This is a genomic window from Mesorhizobium sp. M1338 (assembly GCF_040318045.1).
Lineage (GTDB): Bacteria > Pseudomonadota > Alphaproteobacteria > Rhizobiales > Rhizobiaceae > Mesorhizobium.
Genome location: NZ_JAMYLL010000016.1, coordinates 38,199 through 54,888 on the forward strand (window position 1 = coordinate 38,199; position 16,690 = coordinate 54,888).

At 62.1% G+C, this 16,690-nt stretch carries 18 protein-coding genes; 6 read left to right on the forward strand and 12 right to left on the reverse strand.

The window, feature by feature from the left end:
• Window positions 1-11: 11 nt before the first annotated feature.
• Window positions 12-236 (forward strand): type II toxin-antitoxin system Phd/YefM family antitoxin, encoded by a 225-nt coding sequence (locus NKH19_RS16645; RefSeq protein ID WP_023780515.1) that lies wholly within the window; start codon window positions 12-14, stop codon window positions 234-236.
• Window positions 233-610 carry a type II toxin-antitoxin system VapC family toxin gene (locus tag NKH19_RS16650; RefSeq protein WP_352869510.1) on the forward strand — a complete coding sequence of 126 codons (378 nt, stop codon included), beginning with the start codon at window positions 233-235 and terminating at the stop codon, window positions 608-610. Before NKH19_RS16645 ends, NKH19_RS16650 begins: the two co-directional genes overlap by 4 nt.
• A gap of 13 nt (window positions 611-623) precedes the next feature.
• On the opposite strand, the gene NKH19_RS16655 is transcribed toward NKH19_RS16650, so the two are convergent.
• The 5 genes from NKH19_RS16655 to hmgA form a co-directional block, all read right to left on the reverse strand.
• A complete protein-coding gene (locus NKH19_RS16655) occupies window positions 624-1,160 on the reverse strand; it encodes a DinB family protein (protein ID WP_352869508.1) in 537 nt (178 codons plus the stop codon).
• Window positions 1,157-1,357, reverse strand: a complete 201-nt coding sequence (locus tag NKH19_RS16660; RefSeq protein WP_352869506.1) for a hypothetical protein — start codon at window positions 1,355-1,357, stop codon at window positions 1,157-1,159. The genes NKH19_RS16655 and NKH19_RS16660 overlap by 4 nt, the downstream gene beginning before the upstream one ends.
• A gap of 99 nt (window positions 1,358-1,456) precedes the next feature.
• Window positions 1,457-2,470 carry a fumarylacetoacetate hydrolase family protein gene (locus NKH19_RS16665; protein ID WP_352869504.1) on the reverse strand — a complete coding sequence of 338 codons (1,014 nt, stop codon included), beginning with the start codon at window positions 2,468-2,470 and terminating at the stop codon, window positions 1,457-1,459.
• Window positions 2,467-3,354, reverse strand: a complete 888-nt coding sequence (locus NKH19_RS16670) for an MBL fold metallo-hydrolase (protein WP_352869556.1) — start codon at window positions 3,352-3,354, stop codon at window positions 2,467-2,469. The genes NKH19_RS16665 and NKH19_RS16670 overlap by 4 nt, the downstream gene beginning before the upstream one ends.
• 11 nt (window positions 3,355-3,365) lie before the next feature.
• Window positions 3,366-4,679 carry a homogentisate 1,2-dioxygenase gene (gene hmgA / locus NKH19_RS16675; protein WP_352869502.1) on the reverse strand — a complete coding sequence of 438 codons (1,314 nt, stop codon included), beginning with the start codon at window positions 4,677-4,679 and terminating at the stop codon, window positions 3,366-3,368.
• An 87-nt stretch (window positions 4,680-4,766) separates the two neighbouring features.
• Between hmgA and NKH19_RS16680 the strand changes: the two genes are divergently transcribed.
• Window positions 4,767-5,234 (forward strand): MarR family winged helix-turn-helix transcriptional regulator, encoded by a 468-nt coding sequence (locus tag NKH19_RS16680; protein WP_352869500.1) that lies wholly within the window; start codon window positions 4,767-4,769, stop codon window positions 5,232-5,234.
• Window positions 5,235-5,303: 69 nt separating this feature from the next.
• Here NKH19_RS16680 and tdh read toward each other — a convergent pair whose 3' ends face one another.
• Window positions 5,304-6,338 carry an L-threonine 3-dehydrogenase gene (gene tdh, locus NKH19_RS16685; RefSeq protein ID WP_352869498.1) on the reverse strand — a complete coding sequence of 345 codons (1,035 nt, stop codon included), beginning with the start codon at window positions 6,336-6,338 and terminating at the stop codon, window positions 5,304-5,306.
• Window positions 6,339-6,390: 52 nt separating this feature from the next.
• Window positions 6,391-7,578 (reverse strand): glycine C-acetyltransferase, encoded by a 1,188-nt coding sequence (locus NKH19_RS16690; RefSeq protein WP_352869496.1) that lies wholly within the window; start codon window positions 7,576-7,578, stop codon window positions 6,391-6,393.
• A gap of 303 nt (window positions 7,579-7,881) precedes the next feature.
• Here NKH19_RS16690 and NKH19_RS16695 point away from each other — a divergent pair, with 303 nt between their 5' ends.
• The gene (locus NKH19_RS16695; RefSeq protein WP_352869494.1) at window positions 7,882-9,948 is read left to right on the forward strand and encodes a putative bifunctional diguanylate cyclase/phosphodiesterase; all 2,067 of its coding nucleotides are present in this window, start codon (window positions 7,882-7,884) and stop codon (window positions 9,946-9,948) included.
• Between the two features lie 165 nt (window positions 9,949-10,113).
• Here NKH19_RS16695 and NKH19_RS16700 read toward each other — a convergent pair whose 3' ends face one another.
• Window positions 10,114-10,512, reverse strand: a complete 399-nt coding sequence (locus tag NKH19_RS16700; RefSeq protein WP_352982409.1) for a MarR family winged helix-turn-helix transcriptional regulator — start codon at window positions 10,510-10,512, stop codon at window positions 10,114-10,116.
• A 149-nt stretch (window positions 10,513-10,661) separates the two neighbouring features.
• On the opposite strand from NKH19_RS16700, the gene NKH19_RS16705 reads away from it, so the two are divergent.
• Window positions 10,662-11,069 carry a hypothetical protein gene (locus tag NKH19_RS16705; protein ID WP_352869490.1) on the forward strand — a complete coding sequence of 136 codons (408 nt, stop codon included), beginning with the start codon at window positions 10,662-10,664 and terminating at the stop codon, window positions 11,067-11,069.
• Window positions 11,070-11,205: 136 nt separating this feature from the next.
• On the opposite strand, the gene NKH19_RS16710 is transcribed toward NKH19_RS16705, so the two are convergent.
• Entirely contained in the window at window positions 11,206-13,251 is a 2,046-nt protein-coding gene (locus NKH19_RS16710; protein WP_352882199.1) for an oxidoreductase, read from the reverse strand.
• A gap of 100 nt (window positions 13,252-13,351) precedes the next feature.
• Between NKH19_RS16710 and queF the strand changes: the two genes are divergently transcribed.
• Window positions 13,352-13,813: a preQ(1) synthase gene (gene queF / locus NKH19_RS16715; protein WP_352869487.1), complete on the forward strand. Its 462-nt coding sequence runs from the start codon at window positions 13,352-13,354 to the stop codon at window positions 13,811-13,813.
• A gap of 8 nt (window positions 13,814-13,821) precedes the next feature.
• Here queF and NKH19_RS16720 read toward each other — a convergent pair whose 3' ends face one another.
• The 3 genes from NKH19_RS16720 to NKH19_RS16730 form a co-directional block, all read right to left on the reverse strand.
• The gene (locus tag NKH19_RS16720; RefSeq protein WP_352869485.1) at window positions 13,822-14,436 is read right to left on the reverse strand and encodes a hypothetical protein; all 615 of its coding nucleotides are present in this window, start codon (window positions 14,434-14,436) and stop codon (window positions 13,822-13,824) included.
• 4 nt (window positions 14,437-14,440) lie between these two features.
• Window positions 14,441-14,920 (reverse strand): DUF3828 domain-containing protein, encoded by a 480-nt coding sequence (locus tag NKH19_RS16725; protein WP_352869484.1) that lies wholly within the window; start codon window positions 14,918-14,920, stop codon window positions 14,441-14,443.
• 95 nt (window positions 14,921-15,015) lie between these two features.
• Entirely contained in the window at window positions 15,016-16,665 is a 1,650-nt protein-coding gene (locus NKH19_RS16730) for an ABC transporter substrate-binding protein (RefSeq protein WP_352869483.1), read from the reverse strand.
• Between the last annotated feature and the right edge of the window lie 25 nt (window positions 16,666-16,690).

Genomic DNA, 16,690 nt, shown 5'->3' on the forward strand with positions numbered 1-16,690 from the left:
AGGATCACGCCATGAATGTTTCCATCGCGGAGGCCAAGGCCAAATTGTCGGAACTCGTCAGTCGCGCGGAAGCCGGTGAGGAGATCGTGCTCACACGCCACGGCAAGGTGGCCGCGCGTATCGTACCACCGGCAGTAGCCGAACCCCTGCCGCGTATCGGCGCCTTGAAAGGCAAGATCTGGATTGCGGACGACTTTGACGAACTCGGTCCCGAATGGGACGAGTACGTGAAATGACTGTCGGCCCGTTTCTCGCCGACACCCATATCATCCTTTGGTCGATTTCGGACGATCTGCGTCTCAGCGAGCAGCACCGCGCTATCCTGGCTTCGGAGGCGGTGGTGTTCGCGAGCGCGGCAAGCGTTTGGGAAATTGCCATTAAACGTTCGATCGGAAAACTCGCTGCGCCGGACGATCTGCCGACGCTGCTTCCAAGAATGCAATTTCAGCCGCTTGGCGTAACCTTCCAGCATGCGAACGCCGTCGGCGGCCTACCCCGCCACCATGGTGATCCGTTCGACAGGCTGCTGATTGCTCAAGCGCAACTTGAGAACCTGACCATCCTTACAGCCGACCCACATTTCTCCCGTTACGATGTCGCTCTGGCATGATTGGCGACCTGGCTTACAAACGCAGCCGCTCGATTTCCGCTTTCCTGAGCTTCGCATCATAATCGAGCAAGAACTCGTCGAGCTGCGGCGGCTTGACTGACGTGCCCGACAGCATTGCATGCACCTGACCGCGATGATGGATGTCGTGCAGGAAGACATGGGCGAGGATATCGCCGATGCGCTCAGGAATCATGCCGTCCTGGCGCCGGTCGGTGATGACGCGGCGGTCGAGATCAGCCTCCGACAGCCCGTCGCAAAAGGCGATCAGTCGCCGATCGGCCACAGTCTGCGCGGCAAACAGGGCCCGCGGCTCGTCGAAAGGCACGAAATCGTCATGGGCGGCCGCGCCGAGACCGCCCTCTTCGAGAAAATCGAGATAGAGAAGATCGACCGCCAGTATGTGGTTGAGCGTCGCCTCGATCGACGGAAAGAAGCTGGTGCGCACGGCACCGAACTCGCCGGGCTGAAGGGACAACACCGCCCGGTAGAGCCGGTCGCTCGACCAAAGATTGTTGGCGGCCATGCGGCGCAGATGATCAAGCAGGTTCATGCCCTCACCCTGAGGAACGGATCAGATACAAGCCCACCCACCGCGAATCCAGCGAGCACAATCAGCAGCAACCGGTACATCCGTCGCCGCATGGCTTGTGTTTCCTCGTCCCGCGCGACGTTCATGTTGGTGATGGTGTGGAACATCATCGCCTTGCGCGGAAAGCCGCCGAGATTGGTGAGAGCGGGCGAACGCACCTCGATGCGATAGCTCAGCCGGATGGCGAGGATGAAAACGGCCAGAATGGCGAGCGCCCAGATGCCCGCCAGCAGATAGAATGCATCCCCGTCATTCCCTCACCTCTCGTATTTCTCGACCTTCTGCTCGATGGCGCCGAAGATCGAATGACCCGTCCTGTCCTTCATCTCGATGCGCACCGTGTCGCCGAAGCGCAGGAACGGCGTTCTGGGCTCGCCTGACACAATGGTCTCGATCATGCGCAGTTCGGCGATGCAGGAATAGCCGGCGCCACCGGCCGAGACAGGTTTGCCCGGCCCGCCGTCAAGTTTGTTGGAGACGGTCCCCGAGCCGATGATAGTACCGGCGACCAGCGGTCTGGTCTTTGCCGCGTGAACGATCAGCGCCGGAAAGTCGAAGGTCATGTCGATACCGGCATTGGCCCGGCCGAACGGCTCGCCATTGAGATCGGCGAGCAGCGGCAGGCTGACCTTGCCGCCGTCCCATGCGTCGCCCAGTTCGTCCGGCGTCACCGCGACAGGCGAAAACGCCGAGGACGGCTTTGATTGGAAGAAGCCGAAACCCTTTGCCAACTCCGGTCCGGTGAGCGCGCGCAGCGTGACGTCGTTGACCAGCATGATCAGCCGGATCGCGGCGCGCGCTTCGTCGAGGCTTGCACCAATCGGCACATCATCGACGATGATCGCGACTTCGCCTTCCATGTCGATGCCGAAGGCTTCGTCGACTATCCGGATCGGATCGCGTGGCGGAGTGAAGGAGTCCGAGCCGCCCTGGTAGATCAGCGGGTCGGTCCAGAAGCTCGCCGGCATCTCGGCGCCGCGGGCTTTGCGCACCAGCTCGACGTGGTTCACATAGGCCGAGCCGTCGGCCCATTGATAGGCGCGCGGCAGCGGCGAGTGGGCGTCATGCTCGTGGAAGCGCTCCGCCGGCACCGCGTTGTTCTCCAGCGATTCCGCTATTGTCGTGAGGTGCGGTGCGATGCGCCGCCAGTCGTCGAGCGCCGCCTGCAGCGTGCGCACCAGGAATGAGGCGTCGGTGAAGCGTGTCAGGTCGCGCGAGACGACGACGAGTTTTCCGTCGCGCGTTCCGTCCTTCAATGTGGCAAGCTTCATGCGGTTTCCTCTCCTTGTGCAGCTTTGGCGCTGCTTAACTCCACAACAAGGCCGTCCCGGGCGATCGTCAAGTCGCCGGCCCATGTTTTCCTGACAGCGGCGATCCATTCGGCTTCGCCGATCCCCGGATCGTCGGCTGGAATGAGGTGATTGAGCACCAGCCTCGTCACGCCGGCATCGCTGGCGATGCGCCCGGCCTCTTCGGCAAAGCTGTGGCTGGCGAGCAGATGGTCTCTCAGCCGCGCGCCATTGCCGGTCCTGGCCACCAGCCGCTCGATGCCTTGTTCCAGCATGGCCTCGTGAACCAGAATATCGGCGACCCTCGCAAAATCGGCGAGCGGCGGATAAAAGGCCGTATCGGCGGAAAAGACCACGCTTCTCCCAGCGTGTTCGAAGCGCAGGGCAAAACAGTCGGTCACCGGCGGATGGTCGACGCGCAGCGCCGAAACCTCGACGCCGCCTTGCTCGACCACGTGGCCCTCGCCGAATTCGACGATCGAAACCAGATCGCGAATATCCGGCCGGCCCTCGTCGACGATGCGGATCTCGATGTCGAACTCCATCGCCTGACAAAAGCGCCGCCAGTAGTGGCCTGTGCCGGGCGGGCCGAACACGCCGGCGGGCGTTGCCAGACCCGCCGTCCAGGCGGTGTGGAGCAACGGCCCTAGTTCCAGCACGTGGTCGGAATGCAGATGCGTGATGAAGATCAGGTCAAGCGACTTCAGGCTGATGCCGGCGTCGACCAGGCCGCGCGTCACGCCAAGTCCGCAGTCTACAACGACCGTGCGGCCGCCGATCTGCAGCAGCGACGAACTCGGCCATGGACCACCCGGCCGCAGCGCCGGGCCACCCTTCGAGCCCAAAATCACCAGTTGGTCCGGCATTGGCTCGGTGCTCAAGACCAGTCGCCCTCTGGCGTGCCGTTGAAACGCTTCTTCAGGTCCGCCCAGCAGTCGATGTAATTATCCTGCCGGGTTTCCAGTTCGGCGCCGTAGCGGGTCAACATCTGCGGAAATCGCGTCTCGAACATGAAGGCCATGGTGTTGTCGAGCTTGACCGGTTTCAGATTCGCGCGCGAGGCCTTTTCGAAGCCAGGGGCATCCGGCCCATGGGCCAGCATCAGATTGTGCAGACTGATGCCGCCGGGCACAAAACCCTCTTCCTTGGCGTCGTATTGGCCATGGATCAGACCCATGAACTCGCTCATGATGTTGCGGTGATACCAGGGCGGCCGGAACGTGTCTTCGGCAACCAGCCAGCGCGGCGGGAAGATGACGAAGTCGATGTTGGCGGTGCCTTCCTCGCCGCTCGGCGCGGTCAGCACGGTGAAGATCGACGGGTCGGGATGATCGAACAGCAGCGCGCCGACCGGCGAAAAGGTTGCCAGATCATATTTGTAGGGCGCGTAGTTGCCGTGCCAGGCGACGACATCCAGCGGCGAATGCCCGATCTCGGTGACATGGAAATTGCCGCACCATTTGACCACCAGCCGGCACGGCATTTCCTTCTCCTCGAACCAGGCGCAAGGCGTCTTGAAATCGCGCGGATTGGCCAGGCAATTGGCGCCAATCGGGCCTCGGTCAGGCAGCGTAAGCTTGGCGCCGTAATTCTCGCAGACATAGCCGCGCACTTCGGCGTCGACCAGCTCGACCTTGAAGACCAGACCGCGTGGCAGCACGGCGATCTCGCCGGGCCTCAATTCGATCACGCCCATCTCGGTGACGAAGCGCAAGGCACCGACCTGCGGCACGATCAGCAACTCGCCGTCGGCGTTGAAGAAATGATCGTCCACCATCGAGCGGTTGGCGACGTAGACATGCGCTGCCATGCCGGTCTGCCCCAGCACATCGCCGGCAGTGGTGATACTGCGCATGCCGGCGATGAAATCGGTCGGCTCCTTCGGCATCGGCACCGGGTTCCAACGATATTGGCCGAGCGCCAGTTCGTGATCGCCGACATTGGGCGCGGTCTTCCACAGTGGGTAGCTCGCCGGTTTGAAGCGGCCGGTGTGCTTGACGCTCGGCCGAATGCGATAGAGCCAGGAACGCTCGTTGGTGCCGCGCGGGGCGGTGAAGGGCGAGCCCGAAAGCTGCTCGGCATAGAGCCCGTAGGCCGGCCGCTGCGGCGAGTTCCGTCCTTGCGGCAGCGAACCGGGCAGCGTCTCGGTTTCAAAATCGTTGCCGAAGCCCGGCATGTAGGAAAAGGCCATCGCTTCCTCCCGGAATGGATCTCAATTGACGAAACTGGTTTCGTTTGTAACCATCGAAAATGTAACCATCAATGGCGGCTTTGAAAAATGGCGATCAAGAGCGAAGTGCCCGACGCGCCTGAAATTCTCAACCTGGAAAATTTCCTGCCCTACCGGCTCTACCGGCTTGCCGACGCCGTCAGCCGCGAATTTTCGCGAATATACAAGGACAGCCATGGCCTTACACGGCCGGAATGGCGCACCCTTTCCGGGCTTGGGCAGCACGGCACAATGACGGCGTCCGCACTCGGTGAGCAGTCGGCCATGCACAAGACCAAGGTTTCGCGCGCGGTGGCTGAGCTTGAACGGCGGCGTTGGCTAACGCGCACGCCAGATGAGAAAGACCGCCGCCTCGAACATCTGACGCTGACCAGGGCAGGCCTCGCCGCCTATCGCGAGATGGTGCCGCTGGCGAAGGCGTTCGAGCGGGAGTTGCTGTCGAAATTGAGCGTCAAAGAGCGTGGGGCGATCATAGAAGGACTGGCAGCGCTAGAAACGGCATTGGGGAAAGACTAGGTACCAAAAGAATTGTTGATATGTCGGCAGGCCAGAGGGGGGTGCTGTCCCGTCGGCGTTTCTAATCACCTACCAGTCCATCACCACCTTGCCCGAACTGCCGCTGCGCATGGCATCGAAGCCGGCCTGAAAATCGTCGATGCCGATGCGGTGCGTGATCAAGCCGGAGACATCCAGCGGACCTTGCACCAGCGCGATCATCTTGTACCAGGTCTCGAACATCTCGCGGCCGTAGATGCCTTTCAGATGCAGCATCTTGAAGATGACCTTGTTCCAGTCGATTTCGAAACCGGTGGGCGCAATCCCCAGGATGGCGATCTTGCCGCCATTGTTCATGGTGTCGATCATGTCGCGGAAGGCGGGTGCGGCGCCCGACATTTCGAGGCCGACATCAAAACCCTCGGTCATGCCGAGCGCAGGCATGACGTCGCGCAGCTTTTCCTGCGAGGCGTCGACGACATGCTGGACGCCGAGCTTTTTGGCCAGCGCCAGCCGCACCGGGTTGATGTCGGTGATGACCACCTTTCGCGCGCCGACGCATTGCGCGACGAGCGCGCCCATGATGCCGATCGGCCCGGCGCCGGTGACCAGCACATCCTCCCCGACCAGATCGAAGGACAGTGCGGTGTGGACGGCATTGCCTAGGGGATCGAAGATCGCCGCGATCTCGTCCGGCACATCGTCGGGGATCGGCACGACATTGTGCTGCGGGATTGCAAGATACTCGCCGAAGGCGCCGGGACGGTTGACGCCGACACCGAGCGTGTTGCGGCAGAGATGCCCTCGCCCGGCGCGGCAGTTGCGGCAATGGCCGCAGACGATATGACCTTCGCCCGACACGCGCTGGCCGATCTTGTATTCCGTGACCGCAGCGCCGAAATCGGCAACCGTGCCGACGAATTCATGACCGGTGACCATCGGCACCGGCACCGTCTTCTGCGCCCACTGGTCCCAATTGTAGATGTGGACGTCGGTGCCGCAGATCGCCGTTTTGCGGATCTTGATCAGCACGTCGTTGGGGCCGATCTCCGGCACCGGCACCTCTTCCATCCAGATGCCCGGCTCGGCCTTGGCCTTCACCAGCGCCTTCATCATGTTCGACATGCTTTTGTCCCTTGAATCTCTTGATCCGGAATCGCTTTTCGATTGCGGCCTTTCAGGAAATCACGCCCAATTCCTTGCCGACCGCTTCGAATGCCTCAACCGCGCGGTCGATGTCCGCGGCGGAATGCGCCGCCGACATCTGCGTGCGGATGCGCGCCTGACCCTTCGGCACCACCGGGAAGGAAAAACCGATGACATAGATGCCGCGCTTCAGCATGCGCGCCGCCATCTCCTGCGCCAGCGTCGCATCGCCCAGCATCACTGGAATGATCGGATGGTCGGCGCCGGCCAGCGTGAAACCGAGCTTGCCCATCCGCGACCGGAACCGCGCCGCATTGGCATAGAGGTGCTCGCGCAAGCCATCGCCATTGCGGATCAGGTCGAACGCCTTGATCGAAGCGCCGGCGATCGCCGGCATCAGCGTGTTGGAGAAGAGATAAGGCCGCGAGCGCTGGCGCAGCCAATCGACCACCTGCCTCTTGCCCGATGTGTAGCCGCCGGATGCACCGCCAAGCGCTTTGCCGAGCGTCCCGGTGATGATGTCGACCCTGCCCTCGACGCCACAATGCTCGGCCGAGCCGCGGCCGTTCTGGCCGACGAAGCCGACCGCATGGCTGTCGTCAACCATCACCATGGCGTCGTATTTGTCGGCGAGGTCGCAGACACCCCTGAGATTGGCGATGATGCCATCCATCGAGAACACACCGTCGGTGGCGATCAGCCGGAAGCGGCAGTCCCCGGCTTCCTTCAGGCGCGCCTCGAGATCGGCCATGTCGTTGTTGGCGTAGCGGAAGCGTTTGGCCTTCGACAGCCGCACGCCGTCGATGATCGAAGCGTGGTTCAGCGCATCGGAAATGATCGCGTCCTCTTCACCGAGCAACGTCTCGAACAGGCCGCCATTGGCATCGAAGCAGGAGCCATAGAGGATGGTGTCTTCCAGGCCGAGGAAGGATGAAATCGTCGCCTCGAGCTGCTTGTGCTCCTCCTGCGTGCCGCAGATGAAACGCACCGATGCCATGCCATAGCCATAGCGGTCGAGCGCCTGGCTGGCCGCCGCACGCAGGTCGGCGCTGTCGGCGAGGCCGAGATAGTTGTTGGCGCAGAAGTTGAGCACTTTCTGCCCACCGACCTCGATCTCAGCCGACTGGGTCGAGGAGATCACGCGCTCGGATTTATAGAGGCCGGCCGATTTGAGCCCCGCGAGCTCGCTGTCGATGTGAGAGAGGAATGCTGCGGTCATGGTCGGGCCTCGTTTGATGTGGGCCGACTGTCGTCTCGTCCGAGGTAAAAATCCATCGCAAAAACGACCGGATCGGTGGCAAGCGGCCCGATGCGGCCTCGATGGTCGCAAAAGCAACGCTACTACAAATGGTTCTGGCGGATCGCTCAAATGCCGGCACGGCGCTAAACGGGCCGATAACCATTTCGCGATCTTTCCACGTCTCCCCCTTGCCGGACGGCTGTCGATTTCCAGACCTGTTAATGTTTGCAGGCCATTGGTCTTCGCAGCAGGAATCCGTTGGCGAGAGGACCGCCCCCGAAAATGTCGCAGCAGCCGGCGCAAACCGTTTCAGGCAAACTCATACTGCTGATCAAAGCTGGCTACTGGCTGGCCCTCCTGATCATTGCCGCCATGGTGATAGCCTCCTTCATCCTGCTGCAGCAGATGATGGCCACCCAACAGCACAACAACACGTTGCTCGACATCGTCAGCACGCAAAAGACGCTTTCGCAGCGCATCGTCTTCCTGGCCGGCGCAACGGGCGCTGCTTCGCGTGACAAACAGCCGGCGCTGGTCAGCGCGCTCAAGCAGGCGACGGCGGAGTTCGAGACGAATTACGATCTGCTGCTCGAGCAGACGGGAGCCGATCCGCAATCGCAGGCCAAGCTCGACCCAAAGTCGATCGAGAGCGTCCTTTTCGCCAAGCCTTTCCACCTCGACTATTTCTCGGTCGGGCTGATCGCCAATGGCGACCGCCTGATCTCGGCCTATGAATCCCAGTTCACCGGCAATGGTGGCTACAAGGGTGGCGACGAGCGCGTCAACCTCGACGCCTCCGTCGCCAATGCGAGCTTGTCGGGCTACGCCGCGCTTGGCCAGCGCATCAGCGCCGATGCCGACGAGCGTTCCGAGAAGCTGCTCGCTCTCCACCGCACGCTGTTCTACGCCACCCTGGGCGTCATCGTACTGGTGGCGCTTTTCATCTTCAGGCCGATGTCGAACGCTATCCTGCGCAAGACGCATGAGCTGATCGACGCGCGCAATTCCATGGCCTTCATCGCGGTGCATGACGGCCTCACCGGCCTGCACAACCGCACGTTTCTGACCGATCATTTCGATACGCTGATCAAGGGCACGCACAGGCGTCGCGAGCGACTTGCCGTCGTCCAGCTCGACCTCGACCGGTTCAAGCAGATCAACGATACGCTCGGCCACGCCGCCGGCGACTATGTACTGGTTGTCACGGCACAGCGCATGCGCGATTCCTGCCGGGCTTCGGATCTCTGCGTACGCCTGGGCGGCGACGAGTTCGTCATGATCCTCGGTGGCGCCGGCGGCACCGAAGACATCAACATGCTGGCGCGGCGCATCCTGGCGCATATCAACGAGCCGATCGTCTTCCAGGGCACGACCATTCTCCCGGGCGCCAGCGCCGGTATCGCCGTCTACCCGATCGACGCCGACAATGCTCAGGATCTGCTGGTTCATGCCGATCTGGCGCTCTATTCCGCCAAGAAGCTGGGCGGCGGCAACTTCTCCTTCTTCTCCGAAGAATTGCGCCGCGAGCTCGACTATCGCAAGCAGCTCGAGCACGACATCAAGGTCGCCATCGCGGAGCGGGCATTCCAGGTCTATTTCCAGCCGCAGGTTTCGCTGACCAACGGCACGATCAGCGGCATCGAGGCGCTGGTGCGCTGGAACCATGCCGAGCGCGGCATGATCCCACCGGGCGAATTTATCCCGGTCGCCGAAAAATGCGGCTTCATGCCCGAGATCGGCCGCATCGTCATCACCAAGGCGATCAAGGAAGCCGCCGAATGGAACCGCGCCGGCATTGCCTTCGGCCGCCTTGCGGTCAATGTTTCCGGCACCGAATTGCGCGAGCCCGATTTCGATGCGTTTCTGTTCGAGACACTGGAAAAGGCCGGGCTGCCGCCACAGAAACTGTCGCTGGAAATCGTCGAATCCGTCATCCTCGACGACGAGAAGACGGGTATCGCCGCCAAGCTGCGCCACATCCGGGCAGCCGGCGTCCATCTGGAACTCGATGATTTCGGTACCGGTTATGCCTCGCTAAGCCATGTCAATCCGAACGAGATCGACCGGCTGAAGATCGATCGCCGCTTCGTCCAGAACATTCATGAGAATGGCGACAACTCGAAGATCGTGCGCGCCATCACCGAGCTTGCCCGTGGCCTCGGCATCTCCATCGTCGCCGAAGGCGCCGAAACCGAAGCCGAACTCGAATCGCTGATGGCGATCGGCTGCGACCAGGTGCAGGGCTACTCCATCGCCTTCCCGATGCCGCACGACAAGGCGCTGGAATGGCTGACCGCCCGCATGCCGAAGAAGGCCAAGCTGACGGTGCTGCAGGGAAGCCTGGCGTAGCCATTGCCCAAAGCGCGTGGCGCTTGAGCGGAGTCGAGCGACGCGCTTTGCGTCTTTGTTTGTGCGACGGCAAGACGAAGCTGACCAACTTGATCACCGCGCTGAAGCTGCGCCATTACACCTTTGGGACAATCCGGGGTTACGACGACTGAGCCCTATCCTGCTCTAGCTTTCGACATTCGCCCGCAATGCCGCCAGCACCTGCGCGAACTCCGCCAGCCGCTCGTCGGACAGTCCGACCCGCAGCCGCTTGTCAAAGGACAATGCGGCCTTGCGCAACGTCTCGAACATCGCTTCTCCCGCTGCGGTCAGTTCGACCAGATGGACCCGGCGGTTGACGGGATCGCGGCGGCGCACCAGCAGGCCCTGCGCCTCCATCGCGTTGAGATGGTGGGTCAGCGTCGCCCCCTGGATGCCGATCATGCCGGCAAGCTCGCGCTGATTGGCAAGCTTGCTCGACTTGACAGACAGCAGAGTGAGCCAGACCGGCAACGTACCGCCCGCTTCGACAAGAGCAGCATCGAAGGCTTGGGCGACAAGTTTGGCTGTGCGGCCAAGATTCATGCCGACTGGTGGGCGGTCAAAGGGCGTCATCGTCGGACACTAGACGGTGTTTTCCGTAGAGGGAACAGAGTGACAGGTTATACATTGACATCTAATCATTTGATATCTAATTATATGCAAACGGCGGGCAGAAAAGAGGAAATGCGGTCATGCAATATGTCTACATCGTCGTCCTCGGTCTTCATGTCATGGCGGGCGTGTTCTGGGCCGGCACCACCATCGCGGTCGGCCGCGATCCGGAGATCCGGGCGGAACGGTTCTTCCGGCCCCAAATGGGCGCGGCCGGTCTCGTTTTCCTCACCGGCATACTGCTTTGGTATTTCTTCCATGAAGGCCTTTTCGGCCCGATGGAGAAGGTGCTGGCGCTGGGCATCGCCACGGCTCTAATTGCCGCCGGCGTACAGGGCGCGCTGGTGGGTTCCGCCACCAGGAAGCTTGCCGGCGCCGACGCGGCGACGGAAGCCAGGTTGCGCGCGAAAATGACAAGAGGCGAGCGCATCGCCGGCGGTCTACTGGTCATCACCGTGCTGTGCATGGCCGTCGCGCGGATGGTTTGAGGCGCGGCACAACTTCACGGAATCGTACGTTGTCTGGCGACGAGCCAATGACGTGCGGGCGCGCGGTCGGACCGAAGTACACGGGCTCTCGTACGCAGGTCCGACCGCGCGCCACCAATTCTCGCGATAACGAATTTCAAATCCGCAAGCCGAACCTGATGCCGTCATAAATGGCGGCATGGATGTTGCGCGAGGCGACCGCGTCGCCGATCCGGAACATCACGAAGCGTGCTTCTGGGTTGCGCGCCGGAAAAATGTCGCCGCCGCTCACCAGCCGCTCGTAATCCACCGCGCCGCCGTTCTTCGACAGCGGCTTCAGCGAGAGATAGAGATCGTCGAGCGGCAGCGTGCCGTGCTCGACCACCACCTGGTCGACCCGCCGCTCGCCGCGCCAGCCATCGGCAAAGTCCGAGGCCAGTTCCGCGACCAACTGATTGCCCTCGCGCCGTACCGAGCGCAGCCGCGTGTTGATGGTGATGGTGACGCCCTTTTCCTGGAAGGCGCGCATATAGGGCACGTGGTTCATGCCTCCCATTTCCGGTGCGAAGAACCGCTCCGGCGAGACAAGCTCGAGTTTTGAGCCGGCATTGGCGATCAGTTCGGCCGCGCCCATGCCCTGATGGCCGCCATTGTCGTCATAGAGCAGCACATTTTCGGCCGGCTTGGCGCTGCCGGCCATGATGTCCCAACTCGAGGTGACAAGGTTGTCGCCAGCCGTCAGTGGCGGGTTTTGCGGCAGGCCGCCGGTGGCGACCACCACCACGTCGGGCGACAGGGCCAGAACGTCGTCCTTCTCCGCCCAGGTGTCGTAGCGAATCTCGACACCGAGCCGGTCGAGTTCGGCCAGCCGCCAGTCGATGATGCCGATCAATTCCTTGCGGCGCGGGTTCTGCGTCGCCAGCCGAACCTGGCCGCCGGCCTGGCTCGACGCTTCCAGGATCGTTACCTTGTGGCCTCTCTCGGCCGCGACCCGCGCCACCTCCAGCCCGCCGGCGCCGGCGCCGACGACGACGACTTTCTGCTTCGGCCCTTCGGTCTTGACGATGATGTGCGGGATGTCGGCCTCGCGGCCGGTCGCCGCATTGTGGACGCACAGCGCTTCACCGCCTTCGTAGATGCGATCCAGACAATAGGTGGCGCCGACACAAGGGCGGATCTCGTGCTCCCTGCCCTCCATCACTTTTTTGATGATGTGCGGATCGGCGATGTGGGCGCGGGTCATGCCGACCATGTCGAGTTTGCCGGTGGCGATGGCGTGCCGCGCGGTGGCTACGTCGGAAATGCGCGCCGCATGGAAGGTCGGGAATTTTGTCGCCGCCCTCACCTCGCCGGCGAAATCGAGATGCGGCGACGAGCGCATGCCGGTCACCGGGATAACCTTGGTCAGTGCCGCGTCACTCTCGATCGAGCCGCGGATGATGTTGAGGAAATCGACCTTGCCGGAGCCGGCCAGCCGCTTTGCAATCTCGACGCCTTCCGCCTTCGACAGGCCTTTTTCAAAATCTTCGTCGGCGACCATGCGGATGCCGACGACGAATTTGTCGCCGACCGCCGCACGCACGGCGTCGAGCACCATGTTGGTGAAGCGCAGGCGGTTGTCGAGCGAACCGCCGAACTCGTCGTCGCGGTGGTTGGTGGCCGGCGACCAGAAGCCGTCGATCAGATGGCCATAGGCTTCGAACTCGATGCCGTCGAGGCCGGCGGCCTGGCAGCGCTGCGCGGCTGAGGCATAATCGGCGACGATCCGCTCTATGTCCCAGTCCTCGATGGTCTTCGGGAAAGCGCGATGCGCCGGTTCGCGCACGGGCGAAGCCGAGAGCACCGGCAGCCAGTCGGCCTTGTTCCAGCCGGTGCGGCGGCCGAGATGGGTGATCTGGATCATCACCTTGCAGTCGTGCTCGTGGCAGGCATCGGCGAGTTCGGCCAGCCACGGCACGATCCTGTCCTCATAGACATGCAGGTTGCCGAAGGCCGCCGGACTGTCGCGCGAAACGATCGCCGAGCCGGCGGTCATGGTCAGCGCCATGCCGCCCTTGGCCTTTTCGGCATGGTAGAGCCGGTAGCGCTCTTTCGGCATGCCATCCTCGGAATAGGCCGGCTCGTGGCTGGTCGACATGACCCGGTTCTTCAGCGTCAGATGTTTGAGCTGATAGGGCTGGAGAAGCGGATCGCTGCTGGTCATCGTCTTCCTGCGGTTTTAAATTGTGCTAATGAGCGGCAAAATTCGTTTTCAAGCATGTCGTCCCCACACTTCCCGGCGACATGCGATAAGGAACCCGTTTATGATCGACACCAAGACCCTCACCCAGCTCGGCGCGCACGTCGAGACGCCACAGAGCCCAGAAGCAGCGGTCCTGGAGACCGTGCCGTTTGCGCGCGGCGACGGGCCGCCGGCGATCGTGCGCTTCACTTGCCCGGAATTCACCTCGCTGTGCCCGGTCACCGGCCAGCCGGATTTCGCCCATATCGTCATCGACTACGCGCCCGATGCGCTGCTGGTGGAATCCAAGTCGCTCAAGCTGTTCATGACCTCGTTTCGCAACCATGGCGCCTTCCATGAAGACTGCACCGTCATGATCGGCCGCCGCATTGTGGCGGCAACCAAGCCGCTGTGGTTGCGCATAGGCGGCTATTGGTATCCGCGCGGCGGCATTCCGATCGACGTGTTCTGGCAGACCGGCGCGCCGCCCGAAGGCGCCTGGCTGCCTGACACCGGCGTCGCGCCCTATCGCGGGCGCGGCTAGCTCGCTCGTCATTCGCACTGATATTGGCTGAGTGCCCATTCACCGGTCACCGACAACAGATCCGTGATCTTCCAGTCGCCATCGACCTTCTTGAACTTCCACTCCAGCCGGTGCGGGTTGCCAGCGATGACGAAGGCGACGATGACCTTGGCTTGGTCGCCATTGATCGCCTCGAGCGTCTTCAGGCTCTTGTCGATCTCGGCCTTGTCATAGTCCGCATTGTCCAGTGCCATGTTGGGGTCGAGACACTCGCCCTGCCCGGATTTGCGCAAGACGTCGCTCTTGTCGAGCACGGTTTTTGCCGGATCGATGAAATGGCTGCGCTGCGCCGGATCGATCTCCAGCCCGACCTTATCGTAAAATGGCCGCACCACCGCTGTTGGCGAGCCCGGCTGGACGGGTGCTGCCGGCGCTGCCTCGGCTGGCGACCATCCGACCGGCGGCGTTGTTGGTTCCACAGCCGCTCCGGGCGCATTTGCGGGCGGCGGCCCGCTGTCGCCCGGCGCGGTGTCAACCGGGGCGTTTGCCGGCGGCGCACCCAACAAGCCTTGCGCGGTGGCGCCACTCAGACCCACCGCCAGCAGGCACATGGTCGACAGTGCCAGGATCGGGCGATGGGCCATCGCATCACTCCGGTGTCTGGCCGGCCACGCATTCCAGCGCGCTGAGCTTCCAGTCGCTGGTCTTCGAGGCGATGTCCGATATCTTCCACTTGCCGTCGATCTTCTTGAGCGACCAGACCATTTCGCGTTTGGAATCCTCGCCCTCGGAGAAAAGGCGGAAGGACGCTGTAACCTCTGCGTTGTCGCCATCCAGCTTCTCAGACAGTTTCAGCGTTTTCGAGACGGTCTTCTGATCGAAATCCTGGGCGTCCAGGCCAGGATCGAAATCGATGCAGGCGACCTGGTCCGGGTTCTTTTTCGTTGCCTGGTCGTTCAGGTCGAACAGTTTCGTCACCGGCTCGGTGAACCGATCCCGGTATTGTTCGTCGGCCTCGAACTTGACTGCGGGAACATAGAAGAACTTCACGGCGTTGGACGCCGGTCCGGCGACGGCGGCCGCCGGCAAGGCTATCGAAAGGGCGGCAACGAGCACTGTCGGTCTCATGCAGAATCTCCGGCTTTTGATGGCTTGAGCCTATCAATACCACGCATCCTGCATATCGGCTTTTTTTCGGCTCATGAAGCCCCGTAACGCTTGTTTCAACCATCCAGCCAGACGTTCTGCAGATCCATCTCGAAGGTCTGGTGGACACCGTAGTTCTTTACCTTCTTGTTCATGTGGCTGTAGAGCTTCTGCCAGAACGGCTGAACGATGACGCCCGAATCCTGCAGGATCTGCTCGACATCCTTCATCACCTCCTTGCGCTTCTCCACGTCGATGAGCGAAAGCGCCTGCTTGAGCTTGGCGTCGAAATCGGGATTTGAGTACGCCGTTTCATTCCAGGCCTCGCCGGTGCGATAGCCGAGCGCCAGCACCTGAACGCCGAGCGGGCGCATGTACCAGATCGTCATGGAATAGGGATATTTCGTCCAGTCGTTCCAGAAGGTCGAACCCGGCAGCACCGTGCGCTTGACCTTGATCCCGGCATCGCGCAGCTGGCCGGCGATCGCGTCGCCCGTGTTCTTCTGCCAATCGTCCTCGACGGTGATCAGTTCATGCTCGAAGTCGGCCTGCCCGGCTTCCGCCATCAGCTTCTTGGCGCCGGCGGCGTCGCGTGTCTTCTTGGGCAGCGGATAGTATTCCGGATGGATCGGGGCGACGTGGTGGTTTTCGCCAGGGGTGCCTCGCCCGGCATAGCCAAGTTCGAGAACCGCGTTGTTGTCGACGGCCATTTGCAGGGCGTTGCGGACCCGCTGGTCGTCATAGGGCTTGTGAGTGATGTTGGTGCGGGCAACGAGCGTCGTCGCCGTCGCAACCTCCGATTTCACCAGGCCCATCTTGTCGAGGATGTCGATGAAGTCGGCGGGCGTCTCGAAATTGAGGTCGATCTCGCCGGAATCGAATGCATTGATCGAAGCATTGAAATCGGTGCCGTAATCGATGAATTCGACGCTGTCGAGCGGCGCTTCCCCACCCCACCACTTGCCGTTCTCACGGCGCTTGACGACCGCCTTCTGGCCGACATCGTAGGAGACTAGTTCGAACGGCCCGGTGCCGATCGGCTTCTTGATCGGATCGGCACCGTCGGCATCGAAGTTGCGATGAACCACCAGCGCCGGATAGTCGGTGAAGTTCGGGATGAGCGAAATGTCGGGTTCGTTCAGTTTCAGCTTGACCGTGTTGTCATCGACCTTGGTGATCGCGCCATCCCTGGCCTTGCCGGTCTTTGCGTCGATCAGTGCACCGACGCGTGCGGCCATGGAGTTTCCGGCGACGCTTTTCTCGCACCAGCGCGTCAGATTTTGAACGACATCATCGGCGCTGAAAGCATCGCCGTTGTTCCATGTAATGCCCTTGCGCACATGCAGCACATATTCGGTGGCGTCGTCGTTGATATCCCAGCTTTCCAGCAGAACAGGCTCGAATGTGAATTGCCTGGTGTAGCGGACAAGCGGCTCCAGCCAGCAGCGCGAAATGTTGGCCAGTTCCACCCAGTCGTAGGTGCGCGGATCCTTCTGCCCCTTCACCGACATCGAGACGCGCAGGGTTCCGCCTTTCTTCGGCTCTTCGGCCAAAGCACGATCGGGCACGGCAAGGCCGATCATGCCATAGGCAAGCGCCGTTGACGCGCCGAAGGCGCTTGCGAGCGCCAGGAATTCGCGCCGGTCGACACGACCCGCGCGTGCTTCGGCGGCCATTGCCTCGATAGTGCTCGGCACGCGATCGCCATTGCTTCTGAAGAATGTCATTTTTTCCTCCCGTCTGGTTCCCGTC

Excerpts from the sequence above, each read along its gene's own strand:
- NKH19_RS16695 (WP_352869494.1), top strand. The coding sequence starts at position 7,882 with ATGTCGCAGCAGCCGGCGCAAACCGTTTCAGGCAAACTCATACTGCTG.
- NKH19_RS16730 (WP_352869483.1), bottom strand. The coding sequence starts at position 16,665 with ATGACATTCTTCAGAAGCAATGGCGATCGCGTGCCGAGCACTATCGAG.
- tdh (WP_352869498.1), bottom strand. The coding sequence starts at position 6,338 with ATGTCGAACATGATGAAGGCGCTGGTGAAGGCCAAGGCCGAGCCGGGC.
- NKH19_RS16690 (WP_352869496.1), bottom strand. The coding sequence starts at position 7,578 with ATGACCGCAGCATTCCTCTCTCACATCGACAGCGAGCTCGCGGGGCTC.
- NKH19_RS16655 (WP_352869508.1), bottom strand. The coding sequence starts at position 1,160 with ATGAACCTGCTTGATCATCTGCGCCGCATGGCCGCCAACAATCTTTGG.
- queF (WP_352869487.1), top strand. The coding sequence starts at position 13,352 with ATGATCGACACCAAGACCCTCACCCAGCTCGGCGCGCACGTCGAGACG.
- NKH19_RS16705 (WP_352869490.1), top strand. The coding sequence starts at position 10,662 with ATGCAATATGTCTACATCGTCGTCCTCGGTCTTCATGTCATGGCGGGC.
- NKH19_RS16670 (WP_352869556.1), bottom strand. The coding sequence starts at position 3,354 with ATGCCGGACCAACTGGTGATTTTGGGCTCGAAGGGTGGCCCGGCGCTG.
- NKH19_RS16700 (WP_352982409.1), bottom strand. The coding sequence starts at position 10,512 with ATGAATCTTGGCCGCACAGCCAAACTTGTCGCCCAAGCCTTCGATGCT.
- NKH19_RS16645 (WP_023780515.1), top strand. The coding sequence starts at position 12 with ATGAATGTTTCCATCGCGGAGGCCAAGGCCAAATTGTCGGAACTCGTC.
- NKH19_RS16665 (WP_352869504.1), bottom strand. The coding sequence starts at position 2,470 with ATGAAGCTTGCCACATTGAAGGACGGAACGCGCGACGGAAAACTCGTC.
- NKH19_RS16650 (WP_352869510.1), top strand. The coding sequence starts at position 233 with ATGACTGTCGGCCCGTTTCTCGCCGACACCCATATCATCCTTTGGTCG.
- NKH19_RS16710 (WP_352882199.1), bottom strand. The coding sequence starts at position 13,251 with ATGACCAGCAGCGATCCGCTTCTCCAGCCCTATCAGCTCAAACATCTG.
- NKH19_RS16725 (WP_352869484.1), bottom strand. The coding sequence starts at position 14,920 with ATGAGACCGACAGTGCTCGTTGCCGCCCTTTCGATAGCCTTGCCGGCG.
- hmgA (WP_352869502.1), bottom strand. The coding sequence starts at position 4,679 with ATGGCCTTTTCCTACATGCCGGGCTTCGGCAACGATTTTGAAACCGAG.
- NKH19_RS16680 (WP_352869500.1), top strand. The coding sequence starts at position 4,767 with ATGGCGATCAAGAGCGAAGTGCCCGACGCGCCTGAAATTCTCAACCTG.
- NKH19_RS16720 (WP_352869485.1), bottom strand. The coding sequence starts at position 14,436 with ATGGCCCATCGCCCGATCCTGGCACTGTCGACCATGTGCCTGCTGGCG.